The sequence below is a fragment of the Kitasatospora sp. NPDC001225 genome (assembly GCF_053597855.1).
In genome coordinates this window covers 1-21,368 of the sequence record NZ_JBSFJC010000134.1, presented here as the reverse complement: position 1 = coordinate 21,368, position 21,368 = coordinate 1, and the positions used below count along the sequence as shown (strand labels likewise).

Annotated in this window: 17 protein-coding genes and 1 riboswitch; of the genes, 9 read left to right on the top strand and 8 right to left on the bottom strand. The window is 73.9% G+C overall.

Going from position 1 to position 21,368, the window contains the following annotated elements:
• The coding region (locus tag ACWDCZ_RS32165) for an NAD(P)/FAD-dependent oxidoreductase (protein WP_449817686.1) at positions 1-1,062 on the top strand (1,062 nt) is incomplete at its 5' end.
• A gap of 50 nt (positions 1,063-1,112) precedes the next feature.
• Entirely contained in the window at positions 1,113-2,363 is a 1,251-nt protein-coding gene (locus tag ACWDCZ_RS32160) for a cytochrome P450 (RefSeq protein ID WP_449817685.1), read from the top strand.
• Here the strand turns inward: ACWDCZ_RS32160 and ACWDCZ_RS32155 are convergent.
• Positions 2,353-3,795: a short-chain fatty acyl-CoA regulator family protein gene (locus ACWDCZ_RS32155; protein ID WP_449817684.1), complete on the bottom strand. Its 1,443-nt coding sequence runs from the start codon at positions 3,793-3,795 to the stop codon at positions 2,353-2,355. The genes ACWDCZ_RS32160 and ACWDCZ_RS32155 overlap by 11 nt on opposite strands.
• A 348-nt stretch (positions 3,796-4,143) precedes the next feature.
• On the opposite strand from ACWDCZ_RS32155, the gene aceA reads away from it, so the two are divergent.
• The 3 genes from aceA to ACWDCZ_RS32140 all read left to right on the top strand — a co-directional run bounded on the left by aceA (position 4,144) and on the right by ACWDCZ_RS32140 (position 8,108).
• A complete protein-coding gene (aceA, locus tag ACWDCZ_RS32150) occupies positions 4,144-5,436 on the top strand; it encodes an isocitrate lyase (protein ID WP_074003451.1) in 1,293 nt (430 codons plus the stop codon).
• Positions 5,437-5,603: 167 nt separating this feature from the next.
• Entirely contained in the window at positions 5,604-7,214 is a 1,611-nt protein-coding gene (aceB, locus tag ACWDCZ_RS32145; RefSeq protein WP_449817683.1) for a malate synthase A, read from the top strand.
• A 27-nt stretch (positions 7,215-7,241) separates the two neighbouring features.
• Entirely contained in the window at positions 7,242-8,108 is an 867-nt protein-coding gene (locus ACWDCZ_RS32140) for a 3-hydroxybutyryl-CoA dehydrogenase (protein ID WP_449817682.1), read from the top strand.
• Between the two features lie 66 nt (positions 8,109-8,174).
• Here ACWDCZ_RS32140 and ACWDCZ_RS32135 read toward each other — a convergent pair whose 3' ends face one another.
• Positions 8,175-8,987, bottom strand: a complete 813-nt coding sequence (locus ACWDCZ_RS32135; RefSeq protein ID WP_449817687.1) for an adenosylcobinamide amidohydrolase — start codon at positions 8,985-8,987, stop codon at positions 8,175-8,177.
• 279 nt (positions 8,988-9,266) lie between these two features.
• On the opposite strand from ACWDCZ_RS32135, the gene ACWDCZ_RS32130 reads away from it, so the two are divergent.
• The 3 genes from ACWDCZ_RS32130 to ACWDCZ_RS32120 are packed head-to-tail and all read left to right on the top strand — an operon-like array spanning position 9,267 to position 12,833.
• Positions 9,267-10,772: an MmgE/PrpD family protein gene (locus ACWDCZ_RS32130; RefSeq protein WP_449817681.1), complete on the top strand. Its 1,506-nt coding sequence runs from the start codon at positions 9,267-9,269 to the stop codon at positions 10,770-10,772.
• Positions 10,772-11,677 carry a methylisocitrate lyase gene (gene prpB, locus ACWDCZ_RS32125; protein ID WP_449817680.1) on the top strand — a complete coding sequence of 302 codons (906 nt, stop codon included), beginning with the start codon at positions 10,772-10,774 and terminating at the stop codon, positions 11,675-11,677. The genes ACWDCZ_RS32130 and prpB overlap by 1 nt, the downstream gene beginning before the upstream one ends.
• A 19-nt stretch (positions 11,678-11,696) precedes the next feature.
• On the top strand, positions 11,697-12,833 hold the full coding sequence (locus ACWDCZ_RS32120) for a bifunctional 2-methylcitrate synthase/citrate synthase (protein WP_449817679.1): 1,137 nt from the start codon (positions 11,697-11,699) through the stop codon (positions 12,831-12,833).
• Positions 12,834-12,854: 21 nt separating this feature from the next.
• On the opposite strand, the gene ACWDCZ_RS32115 is transcribed toward ACWDCZ_RS32120, so the two are convergent.
• The 3 genes from ACWDCZ_RS32115 to folP all read right to left on the bottom strand — a co-directional run bounded on the left by ACWDCZ_RS32115 (position 12,855) and on the right by folP (position 16,304).
• On the bottom strand, positions 12,855-13,466 hold the full coding sequence (locus ACWDCZ_RS32115; RefSeq protein WP_449817678.1) for a polysaccharide deacetylase family protein: 612 nt from the start codon (positions 13,464-13,466) through the stop codon (positions 12,855-12,857).
• 428 nt (positions 13,467-13,894) lie between these two features.
• Positions 13,895-15,358, bottom strand: coding sequence for a short-chain fatty acyl-CoA regulator family protein (locus ACWDCZ_RS32110; protein ID WP_449817677.1), 1,464 nt, complete (start codon positions 15,356-15,358; stop codon positions 13,895-13,897).
• A gap of 64 nt (positions 15,359-15,422) precedes the next feature.
• Positions 15,423-16,304, bottom strand: a complete 882-nt coding sequence (folP, locus tag ACWDCZ_RS32105) for a dihydropteroate synthase (RefSeq protein WP_449817676.1) — start codon at positions 16,302-16,304, stop codon at positions 15,423-15,425.
• Between the two features lie 134 nt (positions 16,305-16,438).
• Here folP and metF point away from each other — a divergent pair, with 134 nt between their 5' ends.
• Positions 16,439-17,356 (top strand): methylenetetrahydrofolate reductase [NAD(P)H], encoded by a 918-nt coding sequence (gene metF / locus ACWDCZ_RS32100; protein WP_449817675.1) that lies wholly within the window; start codon positions 16,439-16,441, stop codon positions 17,354-17,356.
• An 84-nt stretch (positions 17,357-17,440) separates the two neighbouring features.
• Here the strand turns inward: metF and metE are convergent, their stop codons facing one another.
• The 3 genes from metE to ACWDCZ_RS32085 form a co-directional block, all read right to left on the bottom strand.
• Positions 17,441-19,756 carry a 5-methyltetrahydropteroyltriglutamate--homocysteine S-methyltransferase gene (gene metE, locus ACWDCZ_RS32095; RefSeq protein ID WP_449817674.1) on the bottom strand — a complete coding sequence of 772 codons (2,316 nt, stop codon included), beginning with the start codon at positions 19,754-19,756 and terminating at the stop codon, positions 17,441-17,443.
• Between the two features lie 181 nt (positions 19,757-19,937).
• A riboswitch (cobalamin riboswitch) is annotated at positions 19,938-20,141 on the bottom strand.
• A gap of 99 nt (positions 20,142-20,240) precedes the next feature.
• Positions 20,241-20,558, bottom strand: coding sequence for a hypothetical protein (locus tag ACWDCZ_RS32090; RefSeq protein ID WP_449817673.1), 318 nt, complete (start codon positions 20,556-20,558; stop codon positions 20,241-20,243).
• Positions 20,559-20,576: 18 nt separating this feature from the next.
• Positions 20,577-21,368, bottom strand: a 792-nt coding sequence (locus ACWDCZ_RS32085) for an ECF transporter S component (protein ID WP_449817672.1), incomplete at its 5' end; no start/stop codon positions are given.

Here is a 21,368-nt window from a genome sequence, read left to right as displayed (position 1 = left end):
TACGACCGGCTGCTGATCGCGACGGGCACCCGGGCCAGGCCCTGGCCGGACCCCGCGCAGGCCGCCCTCGACGGGGTGTTCACCCTGCGCACCGCCGACGACGCGGCCGGGCTGGCCGAGCGGCTGGCGGCCGGTCCGCGGCGGGTGCTGGTGATCGGTGCCGGGTTCACCGGCTCCGAGATCGCCTCCGCCTGCCGGGAGCGCGGCGTGGCGGTGACGGTCGCGGAGCGCGGCCCCGCCCCGCTGGTCGGCGCCCTCGGCGGGGCCTTCGGCGCCTTCGCGGCCAGGGTCCAGCGCGCCCACGGGGTCGACCTGCGCTGCGGGGTGACCGTCACCGCGCTCCACGGCCGGGACGGTCGGCTCACCGGCGCCGAACTCTCCGACGGCAGCCGGATCGAGGCGGACGTCGCCGTGGTCGCCCTGGGGGCCGTCCGCAACACCGAGTGGCTGGCCGACTCCGGGCTCGCCGCCGGTCGGCGTGGCATCGCCTGCGACGCCGGCTGCCGCGCCTTCGACATGTACGGGATCGTCACCGACGACGTCTTCGTCGCAGGTGATGTCGCCCGCTTCCCGCACCCGCTCTTCGAGTACCAGCTGCTCTCCCTCGAACACTGGGGCAACGCGGTCGCCCAGGCCGCGGTGGCGGCCCACAACATGGTCAACCCGGGGCCGCGCCGGCTGCCGCACCTGAGCGTGCCCGCCTTCTGGTCCAGCCAGTTCGGCCTCAACATCAAGTCCGTCGGCGTGCCGACCTTCTCCGACCACGTGGTGGTCGCCCAGGGCTCGCCGGAGGAGCGGCGGTTCGTCGCGGTCTACGGGTACCGGGGCCGGATCACGGCCGCCGTGAGCGTGAACCGGGCCAAGTGGCTGGAGCACTACCAGGGGCTGATCGAGACCGCCGCCCCGTTCCCGCCCGACTGGGTCGGCGTGGAGCCACCGCCCTCCCGCACCCCCGTCCCGTCCGACGTGCCCGATCCGAAGGTGCTCTCGCACGGTCCCACCGTCGCGCTCACCGGTCACCTGCCCGACCGGCGGCTGACCTTTCGGCGCTGGGACGGCTGAGCACCGTCCCGGCGCCGCGGACCGCCGCCGCCACCCCCGAGGAGCCCGCCATGGCCACCACCGACACCCCCGGCACCAGCACCGGCACCGGTTCCGCCGGCACCCTGTACCGCCGGATCACCGACTACGCCAACCGCGCCGACCCCTACCCCCTCTATGCCGAACTGCGCGAGCACGGCGTGGCCCGCCAGGACGACGGCGGCTACCTGGTCGGCACCTACGACGAGGTCGCCGCGCTGCTCCACGACCCGCGGATCAGCTCCGACCGCCGCAACCGCACCGACCCGGACGAGGTGCCGGTCGTCCCGGTCGCCTTCATCGGCCGGGACGACCCCGAGCACGAGCGGCTGCGCAACCTGGCCATGCGGCCCTTCGGCCCGCCCCACGCGCCCGGCCGGGTCGACGCCATGCACGACGAGATCACCGCGATCGCCGGGGAGTTGATCGACGGGCTGCGCGGCCGCGACCGGATCGACCTCGTCGAGGACTTCGCCTACCCGCTCCCCGTCACCGTGATCTGCCGGCTGCTCGGGGTGCCGCGCGAGGACGAACCCCGGTTCCACGCCTGGTCCGAGACCCTGATCGAGGGCTTCGACCCCACCCCCGGCACCGACCCGGCCGAGCGGCAGCGGGTGGCCCTCCAGGCCCGGACGGAGATGGGGCTCTACCTCGGCGAACTCGCCGAGAGCCGGCGCGGCAGGCCCTCCGACGACATGCTCTCCGCCTTCGTCAACGACCCCGGCCCGGGGGGCGGCTTCACCACGCCTGAGCTGATGGCCACCGCCGTCCTGCTGCTCATCGCCGGGCACGAGACGACCGTCAACCTGGTCACCAACAGCGTGCTCACCCTGCTGCGCCACCCCGAGGCCCTCCGACTGGTGCGCGAACGGCCCGAGTTGATGCCGGGCATGGTGGAGGAGGTGCTGCGCTACGAGCCCCCGGTCCAACTGCTGCCGCAGCGCACCGCGCTGACCGACGTCGAGGTCGACGGCGTCACCATCCCCAAGGGCGCGCCGCTGGTCCTGGTCCTCGCCGCCGGCAACCGGGACCCGCGGCGGTTCCGCGACCCGGACCGCTTCGACCCGACCCGGCAGGACAACCAGCACCTCGGCTTCGGCAGCGGCGTGCACAGCTGCTTCGGCGCGCCGCTCGCCAGGGTCGAGGGGCAGATCGCCCTCACCGCGCTCGTCCGCCGCCTCGACGACCCCCGCCTGCTCCAGGACCCGCCCGTGTACCGCCGCAGCCCGATCCTGCGCGGGCCCCGCCACCTGCCGCTGGCGGTCTCCGGCATCACGGACTGAGCGTGCCGCCCCAGCCGTCCGGGCGCCCTCGGTCCCGGGGGCCGGGCAGCGCGGCGTACGGGACGAAGGTGCTGGTGTGCTCGTCGACGGCCAGCGGCCGGCCGATGGCCGGGGCGGAGCGCTGCGGGCAGGCCGGGCGTTCGCAGACCTTGCAGCCGAGGCCGATCGGGGTGGCGGCCGCCTCGTCGCCGAGGTCCAGGCCGGCGGAGTAGACCAGTCGGCCGGCATGCCGGATCTCGCAGCCGAGGCCGATGGCGAAGGTCTTGCCGGGGCGGCCCCAGCCGCCGGGCGAGCGGGTGACGGCGCGGGCGGTCCAGAGGTAGCGGCGGCCGTCCGGCATGGCGGCGACCTGGACGTGGACGCGCCCGGGGGCGGCGAAGGCGTCGTAGACGTTCCACAGCGGGCAGGTGCCGCCGGTGCGGGAGAAGTGGAAGGGCGTGGCGGACTGGCGCTTCGAGACGTTCCCGGCCCGGTCGACGCGTACGAAGGAGAACGGCACGCCGCGCAGGCCGGGGCGCTGGAGGGTGCTGAGCCGGTGGCAGACCGTCTCGTAGCCGACGCCGAAGTGGTCGGCGAGGTGCTCGATGTCGTAGCGGGCCGCCTCCGCCTGGGCGTGGAAGGCGGCGTAGGGCAGGACGAGGGCGGCGGCGAAGTAGTTGGCCAGGCCGATGCGGGTGAGCGCGAAGGCGGTGGAGCCCTCCGGGCTGTCCTGGGAGGCGAGTTCGGACAGCAGGGAGTCGTGTTCCAGGTAGGCCAGTTGCGTGGCCATCCGGAAGGCCTGCTGGCCGGGGCGCAGCCGGTCGGACAGCCGGAGGGTCCGGGTAGGCTCGTCGTACCGGTGGAGTTGTCCGCCTCCGGTGGCGATCCGGACCCGGTGCCCGGTGGCGAGCCGTTCGGCCAGCACCGTCCTGACCTCGCCGCGCCGCAGGCCGATGGACGTCGCCAACTCCTCGGCGGCCGTGTCGAGTTCGTGGAGGTAGTTCCGGCGGCGGTAGAAGAACTCGCGGACCTGCTCGTGCGGGGTGTGCGTGTCGACCCCGAGGCCGCGGTCTCCGGCGAGGAGGGCGAGCTGCTCGGCGGCGTCCCGGCGGCCGCGGGCCAGGTCGCTCAACAGCCGTGCCACGGCGGGCAGTCGGGCGGCGAGCTCGTCGAGGTCACCGCCGGTGACCCGGCCGGCCGTGACCTCCTCGCCGAGCGCGTCGCGCAGTTCGGCGGTGAGCCGGGCGCTGTCGGGCGGGGCGAAGTAGCCGGCCTCAACGCCGAAGGCCTCGGTGAGGCGCAGCAGGACGGGCACGGTGAGGGGCCGGGCGTCGTGCTCCAACTGGTTGACGTAGCTGGGCGAGAGGTCGAGCAGCCGGGCGAGGGCGGCCTGGCTGAGGCCGCGCTCCTCGCGCAGGCGGCGCAGCCGTGCACCGGCGAAGGCCTTTCCCATGGTGTCGTTCTCCCCGCTGTGCGCATCGGTCGATCCGGCGCGGGCAGCCTAGCCGCAGGGCAGCCGGTCAGGCCTTCGCAACCTTCGCGGATTCACCGGGAAGCGTTCGCAGAAGTTGGCCGCGGTCCACCGGTGACGGCGGCTCGGCGGGGGTGCCAGAGTCGGTGCTGCGGCCGGGAGGTGCGCAGGACAGCCGCAGAACACCAGGTCGCTCGCGGTCCGGTGGGCTGTCCGGGCCTCCACGTCCCGCGGTGCGCCACCGCAGCCCGGCACCGTCCGGCCGCCCACTCGCCCTCGCGGTGAGGTGCGTCACATCCTTCGCAACGAGCACCCCTGGGGAGCAGACCCATGACTCAGTCGGTCCGGCAGCAGCAGGAGCAGCAGGCGGCGGAGCTCGCCGCCCGGTGGGCCTCCGACCCGCGGTGGGCGGGCATCGAGCGCACGTACACGGCGGCGGATGTGGTCCGGCTGTCCGGGACGGTGCGCGAGGAGCACACCCTGGCCCGGCGCGGCGCCGAGCGGCTGTGGCGGCAGCTGCACGAGCAGGACTACGTCCACGCGCTCGGCGCGCTGACGGGCGGCCAGGCCGTGCAGATGGTGAAGGCCGGGCTGCAGGCGATCTACCTGTCCGGCTGGCAGGTCGCGGCCGACGCCAACCAGGCCGGGCAGACGTACCCGGACCAGAGCCTCTACCCCGCCAACTCCGTTCCCCAGGTGGTGCGTCGGATCAACAACGCGCTGCTGCGGGCGGACGGGATCGACGCGGCGGAGGGCAACGGCGGCCCGGACTGGCTGGTGCCGATCGTCGCCGACGCGGAGGCCGGCTTCGGCGGCCCGCTGAACGCCTTCGAGCTCACCAAGGGCATGATCGCGGCCGGCGCGGCGGGCATCCACTACGAGGACCAGCTGGCCTCCGAGAAGAAGTGCGGCCACCTCGGCGGCAAGGTGCTCGTCCCCACCGCCCAGCACATCCGCACCCTGAACGCCGCCCGCCTGGCCGCCGACATCGCCGACGTGCCGACCCTGATCGTCGCCCGCACCGACGCGCTCGCCGCCAACCTGCTGACCAGCGACGTGGACGAGCGCGACGCCCGGTTCTGCACCGGCGAGCGGACGGCCGAGGGCTTCTACCGGGTCGAGCCCGGCATGGCCCCGGTGATCTCGCGCGGCCTGGCCTTCGCCCCGTACGCGGACCTGCTCTGGGTGGAGACCGGCACCCCGGACCTGGAGCAGGCCCGGGAGTTCGCCGAGGCGGTCAAGGCCGAGCACCCGGACACGATGCTCGCCTACAACTGCTCGCCCTCCTTCAACTGGAAGGCCGCGCTGGACGACGACCAGATCGCCAAGTTCCAGCGGGAGTTGGGGGCGATGGGCTACCGCTTCCAGTTCATCACGCTGGCCGGCTTCCACGCGCTCAACCACTCGATGTTCCAGCTCGCCCGCGGCTACGCCGAGCACGGGATGACGGCCTATGTCGACCTCCAGGAGGCCGAGTTCGCGGCCGTGCCGGACGGCTACACCGCCGTGAAGCACCAGCGCGAGGTCGGCACCGGGTACTTCGACCTGGTCTCCACCGCGCTCAACCCGAACGCCGAGACGCTCGCCCTGACCGGCTCCACCGAGGCCGAGCAGTTCCACTGAGTCCGAAGGAGGCCGCCGGGCCCGAAGCGGGCCGCCGAGCCGGAAGGACAGCACCACCGAGCCACCCTAGCGGCCGCTTTGGGGAGCGGACGCCGCCCACCCCGCCGCCCGGGGCCTCGTTGAGGGACGAGGCCCCGGGCGCCTCCCACCCGCCCCTGGAGCACCGGATGAGCCAGCCCAGCCGCATCGAGGTCCTCGGAGAACACGAGGACCGCTTCGACGAGATCCTCACCCCCGAGGCGCTCGCCTTCCTCGCCCGTCTGCACGACCGGTTCGCCGCCCGTCGCACCGCGCTGCTCGCCGAACGCGACCGGCGCCACGCCGAGTTGGCGGACGGCGGCAGCCTCGACTTCCTCCCCGGGACCCGCGCCGTCCGCGAGGACAGCACCTGGCGCGTGGCCGGCGCCGGGCCGGGCCTGGCCGACCGCCGGGTGGAGATCACCGGCCCGCCCGAGCGCCGGATGACCGTCAACGCGCTCAACTCCGGTGCCAGGGTGTGGCTCGCCGACTTCGAGGACGCCACCGCCCCCACCTGGCACAACCTGGTCTCCGGGCAGCTCAACCTGCTCGACGCGGTCGAACGCCGGATCGACGACACCACCCCGGAGGGCAAGCGCTACCGGATCGGCGACTCCCCCGCCACCATCGTCGTCCGCCCGCGCGGCTGGCACCTCGACGAGCAGCACCTGCTGGTCGACGGCCGCCCCGCCGTCGGCGCCCTGGTCGACTTCGGCCTCTACCTCTTCCACTGCGGCAAGCGGCAGATCGAGCGCGGCAGCGGCCCGTACTTCTACCTGCCCAAGCTGGAGGACCACCGCGAAGCCCGGCTCTGGAACGAGGTCTTCGCCTTCGCCCAGGCCGAGTTGGGCATCCCGCACGGCACGATCCGGGCCACCGTGCTGATCGAGACCATCACCGCGGCCTTCGAGATGGACGAGATCCTCTACGAGCTGCGCGAGCACGCCGCCGGGCTCAACGCCGGGCGCTGGGACTACCTGTTCAGCCTGATCAAGAACTTCGCCCAGCACGGCCCGCGCTACGTCCTGCCGGACCGCGCCACCCTCACCATGACCCAGCCCTTCCTGCGCGCCTACACCGACCTGCTGGTGCACACCTGCCACCGGCGCGGCGCCCACGCCATCGGCGGCATGGCCGCCGCCATCCCCCAGCGCGCCCCGGAGGCCAACGCGGTGGCCCTCACCAAGGTGCGCGCCGACAAGGAGCGGGAGGCCGGCGACGGCTTCGACGGCTCCTGGGTCGCCCACCCCGGCCTGGTCGCCACCTGCCGCACCGCCTTCGACGACGTCCTCGGCGACCGGCCGAACCAGCTCGACCGCACCCGCGAGGACGTCGAGGTCACCGCCGCCGACCTGCTCGGCGTGCACAGGCTGTCCGCCGGCCTGCCGACCGACCAGGGGCTGCGCTCCAACATCGCCGTCGCCCTGCGCTACCTCACCGCCTGGCTCGGCGGTTCCGGAGCCGTCGCCGTCTTCGGGCTGATGGAGGACGTCGCCACCGCCGAGATCGCCCGCTGCCAGATCTGGCAGTGGCAGCACCACTGCACCCGGCTGACCGGCGGCTCGCTCGTCACCCCGGACATGGTGCGGCGCCTGATCGACCGGGAGCGCGCCACGCTGCTCGCCGAGGGCGCCGACCCGACGCTGGTGGACGACGCCGTGCGGATCCTGGAGGACACCGCCCTCGGCGCCGACCTGCCCGCCTTCCTCACCACCGAGGCCTACGCCCGCCACCTCGTGCGGATCCGCACCGCGGCCTGAGCCGCCCCACCACGGAGGCAGTGCACCATGAACGACATCCGCCGCGTCGCGGTCGTCGGCGCCGGACAGATGGGCGCCGGCATCGCCGAGGTCTTCGCCCGCGCCGGGCTCGACACCGTCGTCTGCGAGGCCGGCCGGGACGCCCTGCGCACCGCCCGGGCCCGGATCGACCGCTCGCTGCACCGCGCCGCCGACCGCGGCCGGATCAGCGAGGAGCAGCGCACCGACGCCTGGGCCCACCTGCTGTTCGCCGACGACCTGGAGGCGCTCGCCGACCGCCAGTTGGTGGTCGAGGCCGTCGTCGAGGACGAACGGGTCAAGACCGAGATGCTCAGCACCCTGGACAAGGTGCTCGTCGCCGAGGACGCCGTCCTGGCCACCAACACCTCGGCCATCCCGGTCACCCGCCTCGGCATCACCACCGGCCGTGCCTCCCACGTCCTGGGCCTGCACTTCTTCAACCCGGCCCCGGTGATGCCGCTGGTCGAGCTGGTGGCCTCGCTGCACACCGCCCCGACCGTCCTCGACCGGGTGGCGGCCTTCGCCCGAGGCGCCCTCGGCAAGCACGTCGTCCACTCCCGCGACCGGGCCGGCTTCGTGGTCAACGCCCTGCTGGTGCCGTACCTGCTCGCCGCGATCCGGATGGCCGAGGCCGGCCACGCCAGCCCCGAGGACATCGACGCCGGGATGGTCCACGGCTGCGCCCACCCCATGGGGCCGCTCCAACTCGCCGACCTGATCGGCCTGGACACCGTCGAGGCGATCGCCCGGTCGATGTACGAGGAGTACAAGGAGCCGCTGTACGCGCCCCCGCCGCTGCTCTCCCGCATGGTCGAGGCCGGACTGCTCGGCCGCAAGAGCGGACGGGGGTTCCACGCGCACGCCTCGGCGTGACGAGCGCGCCCCGCCGGTGCCCGGCTCCCGTCGCGGAGGGCCGGGCACCGGCGGGGCGGCGTGGTTTCAGGCGGTGACGCGTCCGGGCGCTCCAGCCGCTCCGGGTACTCCAGCCGCTCCAGCCGCTCCGGCTGAAAGAACGTCCGCCCGGTGGCAGTCCGGCCGGGGCCCCTGGTGCGGTACGCCCGGCCCCTCCCGCCGCCGGGCCCGGTCGCGTTCCGCCCCGTCGAGGACGGCCCGGTGGACGGCGCGGGCCAGCCGGGAGCCCCAGACCGACCGCGGGCCGCCGAAGGGGTCGGCCGCCTCGCCGTCGACCGGGGTGCGGACGGCCACGCACACGGCGTCGGACGGGGTGCCCGAGCACGAGTAGCCGGCGTCCAGGAGGGCCTGCACCTTCGCCTCGGCGGCCGTCGCCAGCAGGTTCACCAGCCCCGCGTCGGCCATCGGCGCGGGCACGACCGCGAGGATGTTGATCGTCCCCGGGACGTACGGTCCGGGTGGTGCCGCGGCTGCCGCGGCCCAGGTCGGGACGCCGATGCCGGTCGTCACCAGGGCGACGGCGCCGCCGTCCTCACCCCAGGTGCAGTCGTCGACCTCCGCGGCGGTCATCAGCCCGACGCCCGGCCCGCGCAGGCCCTCGGCCTCGGCCAGCTCCGCCAGGTGCCGCTCCGGGTCCATCCGGCTGTAGCCGGGCCGGACCTGGGCGTTCACCACCCAGCCGCGCTCGCCGATCCCGCCGCCCAGCACGGCGCTGCTGACCATCCGCCAGCCCGGGCCGGCCTTCCACACCAGCAGGTGACGACACGAGCCGTCCTCCGACCGCGCGGACCGGAGGACGGCGGGTCGCCGCAGCTCGGACACCAGGCTGTTCGCTGTGATCACCTCAGAGGCAGGGGGCGGTCGGGCCGGCCCGGTCCGGCGGCGAGGTGCGGTGATCACCGGCGGAGGAGGCCCTGTGGATCCTAGCCCCGCGAGACCGGTCCACAGGATTCGCGGTTCAGCAGGCTCCACAGATCCGCAGGATTCGCAGGATTCGCGGATTCGCAGCCCGGAGCTGTCCGGATTCCGCGGATTGGCCTGCTGGATCCCCGCCCGCCGGCGCGGCAGCCTGGAGCGTACGAGCCCGTCAGGGCGGTCCCGACGCTCCCGAGGAGTCCCGTGATCGAGCACCACGTCCGCGTCCACCCCAGCGCCGACCGGCTGCCGCGAGAGGAGCAGTTGGCCTGGAAACTGGCCGCCGTCGCCACTGCCACCGAGGAACCGGCCCCGGCCGCCGTGGGCATGGCCGTCAACCGGGTCGTCGACAACGCCTCGGTCGCGGTCGCGTCGCTGCTGCGCCGGCCGGTGGCGGTGGCCCGGTCCCAGGCGCTCGCGCACCACGGGGCGCCCGGCGCCCGGGTGTTCGGCAGCCTGGCCCGGGTCTCCCCCGAGTGGGCGGCCTGGGCCAACGGCACCGCCGTGCGCGAGCTGGACTTCCACGACACCTACCTCGCCGCCGACTACTCCCACCCCGGGGACAACATCCCGCCGCTGCTGGCCGTCGCCCAGCACGCCGGGCGCACCGGCGCCGACCTGCTGCGCGGCATCGTCGCCGCCTACGAGGTCCACGTCGCCCTGGTCAAGGGCATCTGCCTGCACGCCCACCGGATCGACCACGTCGCGCACCTGAGCGCGGCCACCGCCTGCGGGCTCGGCGCGCTGCTACGGCTGCCGACGGAGACGGTGTACCAGGCGGTGCAGCAGGCCGTGCACACCACGACGGCGACCCGGCAGTCCCGCAAGGGCGAGATCTCCAGCTGGAAGGCCTTCGCCCCGGCCTTCGCCGGCAAGGCCGCGATCGAGGCGGTGGACCGGGCGATGCGCGGCGAGACCTCGCCCTCCCCGGTCTACGAGGGCGAGGACGGCTTCCTCGCCTGGATGCTCGACGGCCCGGACGCCGACTACACCGTGCTGCTGCCCGAGCCCGGCGAACCGCGCCGGGCGATCCTGGACACCTACACCAAGGAGCACTCCGCCGAGTACCAGGCCCAGGCGGTCATCGACCTGGCCCGGCGGCTGCGCGAGAAGACCGGGCCGCTGGAGCGGGTGCGCTCGGTGGTGCTGCACACCAGCCACCACACCCACCACGTGATCGGCTCCGGCGCCAACGACCCGCAGAAGTACGACCCGACGGCCAGCCGGGAGACCCTCGACCACTCGATCCCGTACATCCTCGCCGTCGCCCTGGAGGACGGCGGCTGGCACCACGAGCGCTCCTACGCCCCCGAGCGGGCCGCCCGGCCGTCGACCGTCGCCCTGTGGCGGAAGATCAGCACGGTCGAGGACCCGGAGTGGACCCGCCGCTACCACGACCCCGACCCGCAGCACCGGGCCTTCGGCGGCCGGGTCGTGATCACCCTGGACGACGGCTCCGTCATCGAGGACGAGCTGGCCATCGCCGACGCCCACCCGGCCGGCGCCCGCCCCTTCGACCGCCCCGCGTACCAGCGGAAGTTCCGCACCCTCACCGAGGGCGTCGTCACCCCCACCGACCAGGACCGCTTCCTCACCGCCGCGGCCGGTCTCGCCGAGCTGACGGCCGCCGGCCTCGACGAACTGTTCCCGGCCGTCGACTTCGAGGCCGTCCGCGAGTTCGACCGCACCCTGCCGAAGGGCCTGTTCTGATGCTGCACACCCGCACCACCGCCGCCGAACGCCGCCGGGCGCTGCGCGAACAGCTCGCCTCCGGACGGCTGCTGCGCGTCCCCGGCGCGATCAACCCGATCTCCGCCCGGCTCATCCAGGACACCGGCTTCGACGCCGTCTACCTCTCCGGCGCCGTCCTCGCCGCTGACCTCGGCCTGCCGGACATCGGCCTGACCACCTCCACCGAGGTCGCCGCCCGCGCCCAGCAGACCACCCGGGTCACCGACCTCCCGGTGCTGATCGACGCCGACACCGGCTTCGGCGAGCCGATGAACGCCGCCCGTACCGTCCAGCTCCTGGAGGACGCGGGCCTGGCCGGGCTGCACCTGGAGGACCAGGTCAACCCCAAGCGCTGCGGCCACCTCGACGGCAAGACCATCGCGCCCCGCGAGGAGATGGTCCGCCGGCTGCGCGCCGCCGTCGACGCCCGCCGCGACCCCGACTTCCTGCTGATGGCCCGCACCGACGCCCGCTCCGTCGAAGGACTCGGCGCCGCGATCGACCGGGCCAAGGCCTACGTCGACGCCGGAGCCGACGCGATCTTCCCCGAGGCCCTCGCCGACGAGGCCGAGTACGAGGCGTTCCGCAAGGCCGTGGACGTGCCGCTGCTCGCGAACCTCACCGAGTTCGGCAAGACCCCGCTGCTGGACACCCGCACCCTGGAGAGCCTCGGCTACAACATCGCCCTCTACCCGGTCACCCTGCTGCGGCTCGCCATGGGCGCGATCGAGGACGGGCTGCGCACCATCGCCACCGAGGGCACCCAGGAGCCGCTGCTGCCGCGCATGCAGACCCGCTCCCGGCTGTACGAACTCCTCGGCTACGCCGACTACGCGGCCTTCGACTCTGCCGTCTTCGACTTCACCCTCCCGCCCGGCACCTGACCCGCACCGGAGACCAGCCATGCCCACCACCGCACCCGAGGTCCACCGCGGCCTCGCCGGTGTCGTCGTCGACACCACCGGGATCTCCACCGTCATCCCGGAGACCAACTCCCTCACCTACCGCGGCTACCCCGTCCAGGACCTCGCCGCCCACCGCTCCTTCGAGGAGGTCGCGTACCTGCTCTGGCACGGCGAACTGCCCGACGGCGCCCAGCTGCGCGAGTTCCGGGCCCTCGAACGCGCCCTGCGCCCGCTCGACCGCACCACCGCCGAGCTGCTCGCGAAACTGCCCGAGACCTGCCACCCGATGGACGTGCTGCGCACCGCCGTCAGCTTCTTCGGCGCCGAGGACCCGACCGAGGACGACGGCCGCCCGGCGTCCGGCCTCGCCAAGTCCCTGACCCTGCTGGCGAGACTGCCCACCGTCGTCGCCGCCGACCAGCGCCGTCGCCGGGGCCTCGCCCCGATCGCCCCGGACCCGGACCTCGGGTACGCGGAGAACTTCTTCCACATGTGCTTCGGCGCCGTGCCCGCCCCCGAGGTGGTCCGCTGCTTCGAGGTCTCGCTGGTGCTGTACGCCGAGCACAGCTTCAACGCCTCCACCTTCACCGCCCGCGTCGTCACCTCCACCCTCTCCGACCTCTACAGCGCCGTCACCGCCGCAATCGGCGCGCTCAAGGGCCCGCTGCACGGCGGCGCCAACGAGGCCGTGATGCACATGCTGGAGGAGATCGGCGACCCGGCCCGCGCCGCCGACTGGCTCGACGACGCCCTCGCCTCCCGGCGGAAGGTCATGGGCTTCGGCCACCGGGTCTACCAGCACGGCGACTCCCGCGTCCCGATCATGCAGGCCGCCCTCGACGAGCTGGTGGCCCTGGCGGCCGACCCCGGGACGACCCGGCTGGCCGCCCTGCACGCGGCGCTGCGCGAGGCGGTACTGGACCGCAAGGGCATCCACCCCAACCTCGACTACCCCGCGGGCCTCGCCTACCACCTGATGGGCTTCGACACCCCGGTCTTCACCCCGCTCTTCGTGCTGAGCCGGGTCACCGGCTGGACCGCCCACATCACCGAACAGCTCGCCCACAACGCCCTGATCCGCCCGCTCGCCTCCTACGACGGCCCGGAACAGCGGCCGGTGCCGGCCTCCGCGTAGGAGACCGGCACCGCCGTCCGGTCAGGCCCGCGGGGTGGTGAAGCGGTAGCCGGAGTCGATCAGGGAGGGGAGGAAGCGTGTGAGGGCGGCCACCGTCTGCGAACGGTCGCCTCCGCCGTCATGGGTGAGCACGATCGCTCCCGGGCGCATCTCCTTCGTGAGCCGACCGAGGATCACGTCCGTCCCCGGCTCGGCCCAGTCCTCCGGGTCGACCGTCCAGCCCATCGGCCGCATCCCGAGCTCGCTGCTCGTCCTGAGCGTCCTCGGGGCCCAGTCCCCGCCCGGGGCCCGGAACCAGGCGGGCGACTTGCCGGTGATCCCGGCGAGGAGGTCGGAGGTGCGCGTCAGCTCCTCCCGCACCTGGGCGTCGTCGGGAAGGTGACGGAGGTCCGGATGGCTCCAGGTGTGGTTGCCGATGCGGTGCCCCCGCGCCGCGATCTCCCGGACCAGGTCGGGACGGGCGGCCGCGTTCTCGCCGATCAGGAAGAACGTCGCCCGGATCCCGTGCTTCTCCAGCAGCGCCAGGACGTCGGGGGTGTGGCGCGGATGGGGACCGTCGTCGATGGTGAGGGCCACCACCTTCCCCTCCTCCGCGAGTTCGAACAGCGGCCGGCTCTCCGCCTCGGTCAGCACCCTGGGGGCTTCCGGGGCGGCTTCCGGCGCGGTTTCCGGGGCGGTTTCCGGGGCGGTTTCAGGCGCGGCCGCCGGTGCGGCCGCCGGGGGCGCGGCCGCGGGCGGCGGCCCGGCGTTCCCTCTCGGCGCGGTACCGGGTTCCCCGGCCCGCCGTGCTCCCCCGCACCCTGCGGCGCCGAGGACCGACAACCCGGCCGCGGCCAGGATCAGCCTTCGCGAGACAATCTGATGATCTGACATTTTCTGGGTGTCCCCCGGGGCCTGACGCCCCCTCCCGGCGTTCACCCCGAGGGACCCACATCACCACCCGGAAGGGCCCAGGGCCACACGGTCGGCGGCACGGTGCCGGGTCCGTCACCGTCGCCCGGCCGACGGCACCCGGGTGCCGCCCGCCGCCCGCCGCCGGTGCGACGTCTCGGCGGCACCGGTCAGCGGCGCCCCTCCCGATCGCCGTCACGACCCTCGGCCACGACCGGGTACGGCACCCTGGTGCGCCGGTCCGGGTCCACCAGCAGTCGGCCGCCGACGGGGGGCCGGGCCCGCTGGGCGCAGTCGGTGCGCTCGCAGATCCGGCAGCCCAGGCCGATCGGCGTGGCCGTCTCCCGGCCGTCCAGGGCGATGCCCTCGGCGTAGACCAGGCGGTGGGCGTGGCGCAGCTCGCAGCCGAGCGCGACGGCGAACTCGCTGCGCGGCGCGCGGTGGCCGAAGCCGCCGTGGGTGACGGTGCGGGCGATCCAGAAGTACCGCTTGCCGTCCGGCATTTCGGCGATCTGGGTGAGGATCCGCCCCGGCGCCGAGAAGGCCTCGTAGACCGTCCAGAGCGGGCAGGTGCCACCGAGGCGGGAGAAGTGGAAGTCGGTCGCGGACTGCCGCTTGGAGATGTTGCCCGCCCGGTCGGCGCGCAGGAAGGAGAACGGCACGCCCCGACGGCCGGTGCGCTGCAGGGTGCTCAGCCGGTGGCAGACCGTCTCGAAGCCGACCCCGAAGCGGGCGCCGAGCAGGTCGATGTCGTAGCGCAGTTCCTCGGCGGCGGCGTGGAAGGCCGAGTAGGGCATCAGCAGCGCACCGGCGAAGTAGGTGGCGAGGCCGATCCGGGCGAGGTCCGCCGCCTGGGGCGAGGTGAGGTCGGGCCCTGCCGCCGAGACCAGCGCGTCGAGCAGCGGCCGGTGCTCCAGCAGCGCGAGCTGGGTGGCCAGTTGGAAGGCCCGCTGGCCGTCGGTCAGCCACGCGGAGAGGCGGAGGGTGCCGCTCGCCGGATCGAACCGGCGCATCTCCGCCTGCTGCCGGTGGTCCGCGTCGACCACCCGCACGCCGTGCCGTTCGCCGAGTGCGGCCGCCAGCGCGGCGGCGAGGCCACCCGCTGTGGTCGCCCCGAGCGCGGTCGCGGTGCGCTCGGCCTCCTCCTCCAGGGCCGGGATGTGGTTGTGGTGCGTGTAGAAGAAGTCCCGTACCTCGTCGTGGGGTTCGGCCGGGCTGAGCGCGGCGGTCCCGGCGGTGTCGCCGAGATCGGCGACCCTGGCGGCCGCCTCCCGGTAGCGGCGGTACAGCGCGACGAGCGCCCGGGCCACGTCGGGGTGGTCCCGGCTCACCTCCACGACGTCCTCGGCCGGGACGGGGGCGCCGCACGCCTCGTCGGCGAGGGCGGCGCGCAGGTCGGTGGCGAGGCGCTCCTCGTCGGCCTCGGAGAAGAACTCCGGGTCCACGCCGAACACCTCGGCGATCCGCAGCAGCACGGCGGCGGTGAGCGGGCGCTGGCTGTGCTCGATCTGGTTGAGGTAGCTGGTCGAGATGCCGAGCTCGTGGGCCAGCTCGACCTGGTTCATGCCGTGCTCGCGGCGCAGCCGGCGCAGCTTGGCGTGGGCGAAGATCTTGCGCCCGACGGGACGTGCCATGGTGCGACGCACCCCTCTTCTCTGTTCTTCCCCGGTCTTCTCTTCCCCGGATGGTTGCGAAGGCCTACACCGGCACCTGGCCGGCGGTCATCCGGTGGGCCCGTACGGCCGCCTCGACCCGCACGGCGTCGGCGGCCGCCCGCACCTCGTGGACCCGTACGGCCCAGGCGCCCTGCGCGGCGGCCAGGACGGCGGCGGCCGAGGTCGCGTCGTCCCGCTCCCGGGCCGGGCGGGGCGCGCCGGTGGCCGGGTCGGCGAGCAGTTCGCCGAGGAAGCGCTTGCGGGAGGGCCCGACCAGGAGCGGGCGGTCCAGCACGGCCCAGGCGTCCAGGGCGGCGAGCAGCGCCCAGTCGTCGCCCCGGCCCTTGGCGAAGCCGAGGCCGGGGTCGAGGACGACCTGCTCCGGGTCGACGCCGGCCGACACCACGGCGTCCAGTTGGCGCCCCACTTCGGCGACCACCTCGGCGACGACGTCCCCGTAGCCGGCCAGGTCGTCCATCCCCTGGGACTGCCCCCGCCAGTGCATGACGACGAACGGCACGCCGGCCCGCGCGGCCGTCTTCGCCATGGCCTCGTCCGCCCGGCCGCCGCTGACGTCGTTGACGATCCGGGCCCCGGCGTCCACCGCGGCCTCGGCGACCCGGGCGCGCATCGTGTCGATGCTCACCAGGACGCCTTGCCGGGCGAGTCCGCGCACCACCGGCAGCACCCGCGCGAGCTCCTCCTCGACCGGCACCCGACGGGCGCCGGGGCGGGTCGACTCGCCGCCCACGTCCACCATGTCGGCCCCCCGCGCGGCCAGCGCCAGTCCGTGCTCCACCGCCCGGCCCGGGTCCAGCCAGCATCCCCCGTCCGAGAACGAGTCCGGGGTGACGTTGAGGATTCCCATGACCGCGCAGCGACCCCAGTCGGGAAGTCCGGGAAGGGCGTACGAATGTCTTTCCATGCCCCTATTGTGCAGCCTCCGGAGGCCGCTCCGCGACCATCCCCGAAGGCCATCGACCGTCATTGGCGAAAACCCGCGTATCACACTGTGGACTTTCCACCACGCCATTCCGACCGGGCGTATACCGTCCTGTCATGACACTCGGGAAACCCTCCACGCGCACCGACCGGGCGGCAACCGTCCGCGATCTCCTGGCCACCGGAAAGCACTCCTATTCGTTCGAGTTCATGCCACCGCGGAACGCCGAGGCGGAAGCCGGCCTGTGGAACGCGATCCGCCGACTGGAGGCGCTCTCCCCCACCTTCGTCTCGGTGACCTACGGTGCGGGCGGCTCGACCCGGGAGCGGACGGTGAACGTCACCGGCCGCATCGCCCAGGAGACGACCCTCACCCCGGCCGCCCATCTGACCGCCGTCGGCCACAGCGTCGGCGAGCTCAGGAACATCCTCGGGCACTACGCCGACCAGGGAGTACGGAACATCCTGGCCCTGCGCGGCGACCCTCCGGGCGACCCGCTGGGCGCCTGGGTCCGGCATCCGGGCGGGGTCGAGTACGCCGCCGACCTGGTTCACCTCATCAAGGACTCGGGCGACTTCTGCGTCGGGGTGGCGGCTTTCCCGGAAATGCACCCGCGGTCACCGGACTGGGACTCCGAAATCCGGCACTTCGTCACGAAGTGCCGTTCCGGAGCCGACTACGCGATCACCCAGATGTTCTTCGAGGTGGACAGCTACCTCCTTTTCCGGGATCGCCTCCAGAAGTCCGGATGCGATATTCCGGTGATTCCGGAGATCATGCCGGTGACCAGTATCCGGTCACTGCGCCGAATTCCGACCCTGAGCACCGCTGCCATTCCCACGGCCCTCTCCGACCGCATGCTGGAACAGCAAAACGATCCCGCAGCCGTACGCTCCATCGGGATCGAGCACGCCACCGCCATGTGCCGGCGGCTGCTTTCCGAAGGCGTGCCCGGGCTGCATTTCATGACCATGAACTTCTCCACGGTCACCACCGAGATCTATCAGAACCTCGGCCTGCCCCGGTCCGGCTGAACGGGCATGCGGGCCGCGCCGCGACGCGGCCCGCATGCCGTGGCGGGCGTCCCGAACCGGCGGAAGAGTCCCCGCCCGGCCGCGTCAGCCGGCGAGTTCCTCGCGCAGCAGGCGGGCGGCGCCGACCAGGCTCTCCAGCGAGGCCCGGGTCTCCGGCCAGCCGCGGGTCTTCAGTCCGCAGTCAGGGTTGACCCAGAGCCGTTCGGCCGGGATCGCGGCCAGGCCCGCGCGCAGCAGGGAGACGGCCTCCTCGGTGCTGGGGACGCGCGGGGAGTGGATGTCCCAGACGCCGGGGCCGACCTCGCGCGGGTAGCCCGCCTCGGCCAGCTCGCCCGCCACCTCCATGTGGGAGCGGGTCGCCTCCAGGGAGATGACGTCGGCGTCGAGGTCGTCGATCGCCGTCATGATGGCGCCGAACTCGGCGTAGCACATGTGGGTGTGGATCTGGGTGTCGGCGCGGACGCCGGAGGTGGCCAGGCGGAAGGCCTCGGTGGCCCAGTCCAGGTACGCCGGGCGGGCGGCGGCCCGCAGCGGGAGGGTCTCGCGCAGGGCCGGCTCGTCGACCTGGACGACGGCGGCGCCCCCGGCCTCCAGGTCGACGACCTCGTCGCGCAGGGCGAGGGCGACCTGGCGGGCGGTGTCGGCGAGCGGCTGGTCGTCGCGGACGAAGGACCAGGCGAGCATGGTGACCGGGCCGGTCAGCATGCCCTTCACGGGGCGGTCGGTCAGGCCCTGCGCGTAGCGGAACCAGTCGACGGTCATCGGGTGCGGCCGGGAGATGTCCCCGGCGAGGACCGGCGGGCGCACGTACCGGGTGCCGTAGGACTGCACCCAGCCGTGCCGGGTGGCCAGGTAGCCGGTGAGCTGCTCGGCGAAGTACTGGACCATGTCGTTGCGCTCGGGCTCGCCGTGCACCAGGACGTCCAGTCCGGCCTTCTCCTGGTACGCGATGACCTCGCGGACCTCGGCCTCCATCCGCTCCTGGTACGCGGCGCCGTCGATCCGACCGGCCGTCAGGTCGGCCCGGGCGACGCGCAGTTCGGTGGTCTGCGGGAAGGAGCCGATGGTGGTGGTCGGCAGCAGCGGCAGGCCGAGCCGGGCGCGCTGGGCCTCGGCCCGCTGCGGGTAGGCCTGGGCGCGACGGGCGTCCGCGTCGGTGACGGCGGCGATCCGGGCGCGCACCGCCGGGTCGCGGGTGATCGGCGAGCCCGCGCGGGAGGCCAGGTCGGCCCGGTTGGCCGCGAGGTCGGCGGCGATCGCGCCGGTGCCCTCGCGCAGGCCGCGAGCGAGCAGCGCCGCCTCGGTGGCCTTCTGCTTGGCGAAGGCCAGCCAGCGGGCGATCTGCGGGTCGATGTCGCGTTCGAGGGTGGCGTCGATCGGCACGTGCAGCAGGGAGCAGGACGGCGCGACGTCGACGGTGTCGGCGAGGCCCAGCAGGGTCGCCAGGGTCGTGAGGGACTTCTCCAGGTCGTTGATCCAGATGTTGCGCCCGTCGATCACCCCCGCCACCAGTCGCTTGCCGGGCAGGCCGCCGGCGGCGGCGAGGTCCTCCAGGTTGGCGGCGGCCGGACCGGTGAAGTCCAGTGCCAGGCCCTCGATCGGGGCCTTCGCCAGGACCGGCAGGGCGTCGCCGAGCCGGTCGAAGTAGCTGGCGACCAGCAGCTTGGGCCGGTCGGTGAGGGCGCCCAGCTCGCGGTAGGCGCGGGCGGCGGCGTTGAGCTCGGCCGGGGTGCGGTCCTGGACCAGCGCGGGCTCGTCCAGCTGCACCCAGTCGGCGCCGGCGGCGCGCAACCCGGCCAGCAGCTCCGCGTAGACGGGCAGCAGCCGGTCCAGCAGGGTGATCGGCTGGAAGTCGGCGGCCACCCCGGGCGCCGGCTTGGCGAGCAGCAGGTAGGTGACCGGCCCGACCAGCACCGGCCGGGCCGCGTGGCCGAGCAGCAGCGCCTCGCGCAGTTCGCCCACCGCCTTGGCCGGGTTCGCCGTGAACACCGTGTCCGGCCCCAGCTCCGGCACCAGGTAGTGGTAGTTGGTGTCGAACCACTTGGTCATCTCCAGCGGGGCGACGTCCTGGTTGCCGCGCGCCATGGCGAAGTACCCGTCCAGCGGGTCGGCTTCGACGGCGGCCCGGTGCCGGGGCGGGATCGCGCCGACGGCGACCGTGGTGTCCAGTACGTGGTCGTAGAACGAGAAGTCACCGGTCGGGACCTCTTCGACGCCGGAGTCGGCGAGCTGCTGCCAGTTCCCCCGGCGCAGGTCGGCGGCGGTGGCCAGCAGCACCTCGGCGGTGACCGAGCCCTTCCAGTAGCCCTCGATGGCCTTCTTGAGCTCCCGGCCCCGGCCCTGGCGGGGGTAGCCGTACGCGGTGGCGACGCTCGCCGCGGCTGCGGACTTCGTGGTCAAGGGACTCTCCTTCGCGAGTCTGTTCTCCTCAGGTACCCGGAGACGGCACGAAGGCGCGAAGGGATGACGTACCCGGCGGCGGCCGTCACGGGAACGTACGGGCCTGGTCCGCCTGGTATGGTCGCCGACCCGCCCACGAGGTCACCGGATAGCCGCGCGCGGGTCGTCCGCGGGCGGGCAGTGGCAGGTCTTCGGACTCGCGGGCGCGTCCGTCCCGTGAAGGGCGGACACCTACTGGCCGTCGCTTCCCAGACCCGTCCCGGGTCCAGTGCGTATGACGGCGGTCGTTCCCACTCACCGCTGCGGGGCAGTCCCGGACTGGCCAGTCGAAAGGCGTCACCGGGTTCCCTCTTGCGACGCCCTGCCTGGCGGACAGGGCGAACCAGCTGCACCGTCAGCTTAGGGGCAAAGCGCCGGGCCCGGCGCGGGAATCTCGGAACCCGTCCGCATGGTGGAACGCCACCACGGCTCGCGGGGCCGGTGGTCAGGTCCGCGTCGGGGTGTCCGGCGTGCCGGGCAGGGCGGCGCGGATGTCCGCGAGCAGTCCGGTCAGGCCGCGTCCCGGACCCAGTCGGCCGTCCAGTCGCGCGAGCTGGTCGGCGGGGATGCCCGCCAGTATCCGTTCGGCTTCGACCAGCAGCCGCCGTCCCCGCTGGAGGTCGGACCTCATCCTGGCGACCTGCGCCTGCGCTCCGCCCAGCTGGCGGCGGGCGGATTCCAGTGCGGCGTGCTGTTCCGGGGTCAGGACGACGACGTCGACCCCGTCCAGCGTCATCGTCCGGTGCTTCGCGGGCTTGGGCACGATGGTCGGCCTTTCGGTTCAGGGGTGCGCCGGGCCGGTGGGCCGCGCGGCGGTCGGCGGCCCCACCGTGGTGTCCGGGCCGGGCGTGGCGTCCTGGCCGGATGGGGCGTCCGGGCCGGGCGGGGCCTCGAAGCGCACCGTGGGCTCGAAGTTGGCGCGGCGGGCCGCGCGGCGGAAGACGGTGAGGACGGCCGGCCCGACGACGAGCACGGCGGTGAAGGTGCTGACGGCGCGGCCGGTGTCCCAGCCGAGCGAGGTGGCCAGGTCGAACAGCAGGTAGCGGTGCCACTGCTCGGTGAAGGGCAGGCCCGGCAGGTAGGCGATCGAGCTGTTCGGGTCGGTGGAGAACGGCCAGAAGGAGAGGTTCAGCAGGAAGCCGAAGAGGTAGCCGGAGAACGCCCCGTACCCGGCCAGCAGCGGCACCTCCCAGCGCCGCCCGGCCCCCGGCAGCAGTCCGGCGAGCATGCCGACGAAGGCGCAGCCGAACATCTGGTACGGCATCCAGGGGCCGACGCCGCCGGTGAGCAGCGCGGAGGCGAACAACGAGGTGCAGCCGAGGGTGAAGCCGAAGCCGGGGCCGAAGACCCGGCCGGCCAGCACCAGGATGAAGAAGACCGTCTCCACTCCGGCGGTCCCGGCGCCGAGCGGGCGGAGTCCGGCGTTGACGGCGGACAGGACGCCGAGCATGGCGAGGGCCTTGGCGTCGATGCCGCCCGCGGAGATCTCCGCGACGACGACGGCGAGCACCAGGACCAGCAGGGCGCCGAAGATCAGCGGCGGCGCGTAGTTGGAGCCGAACCGCCCGGGCGC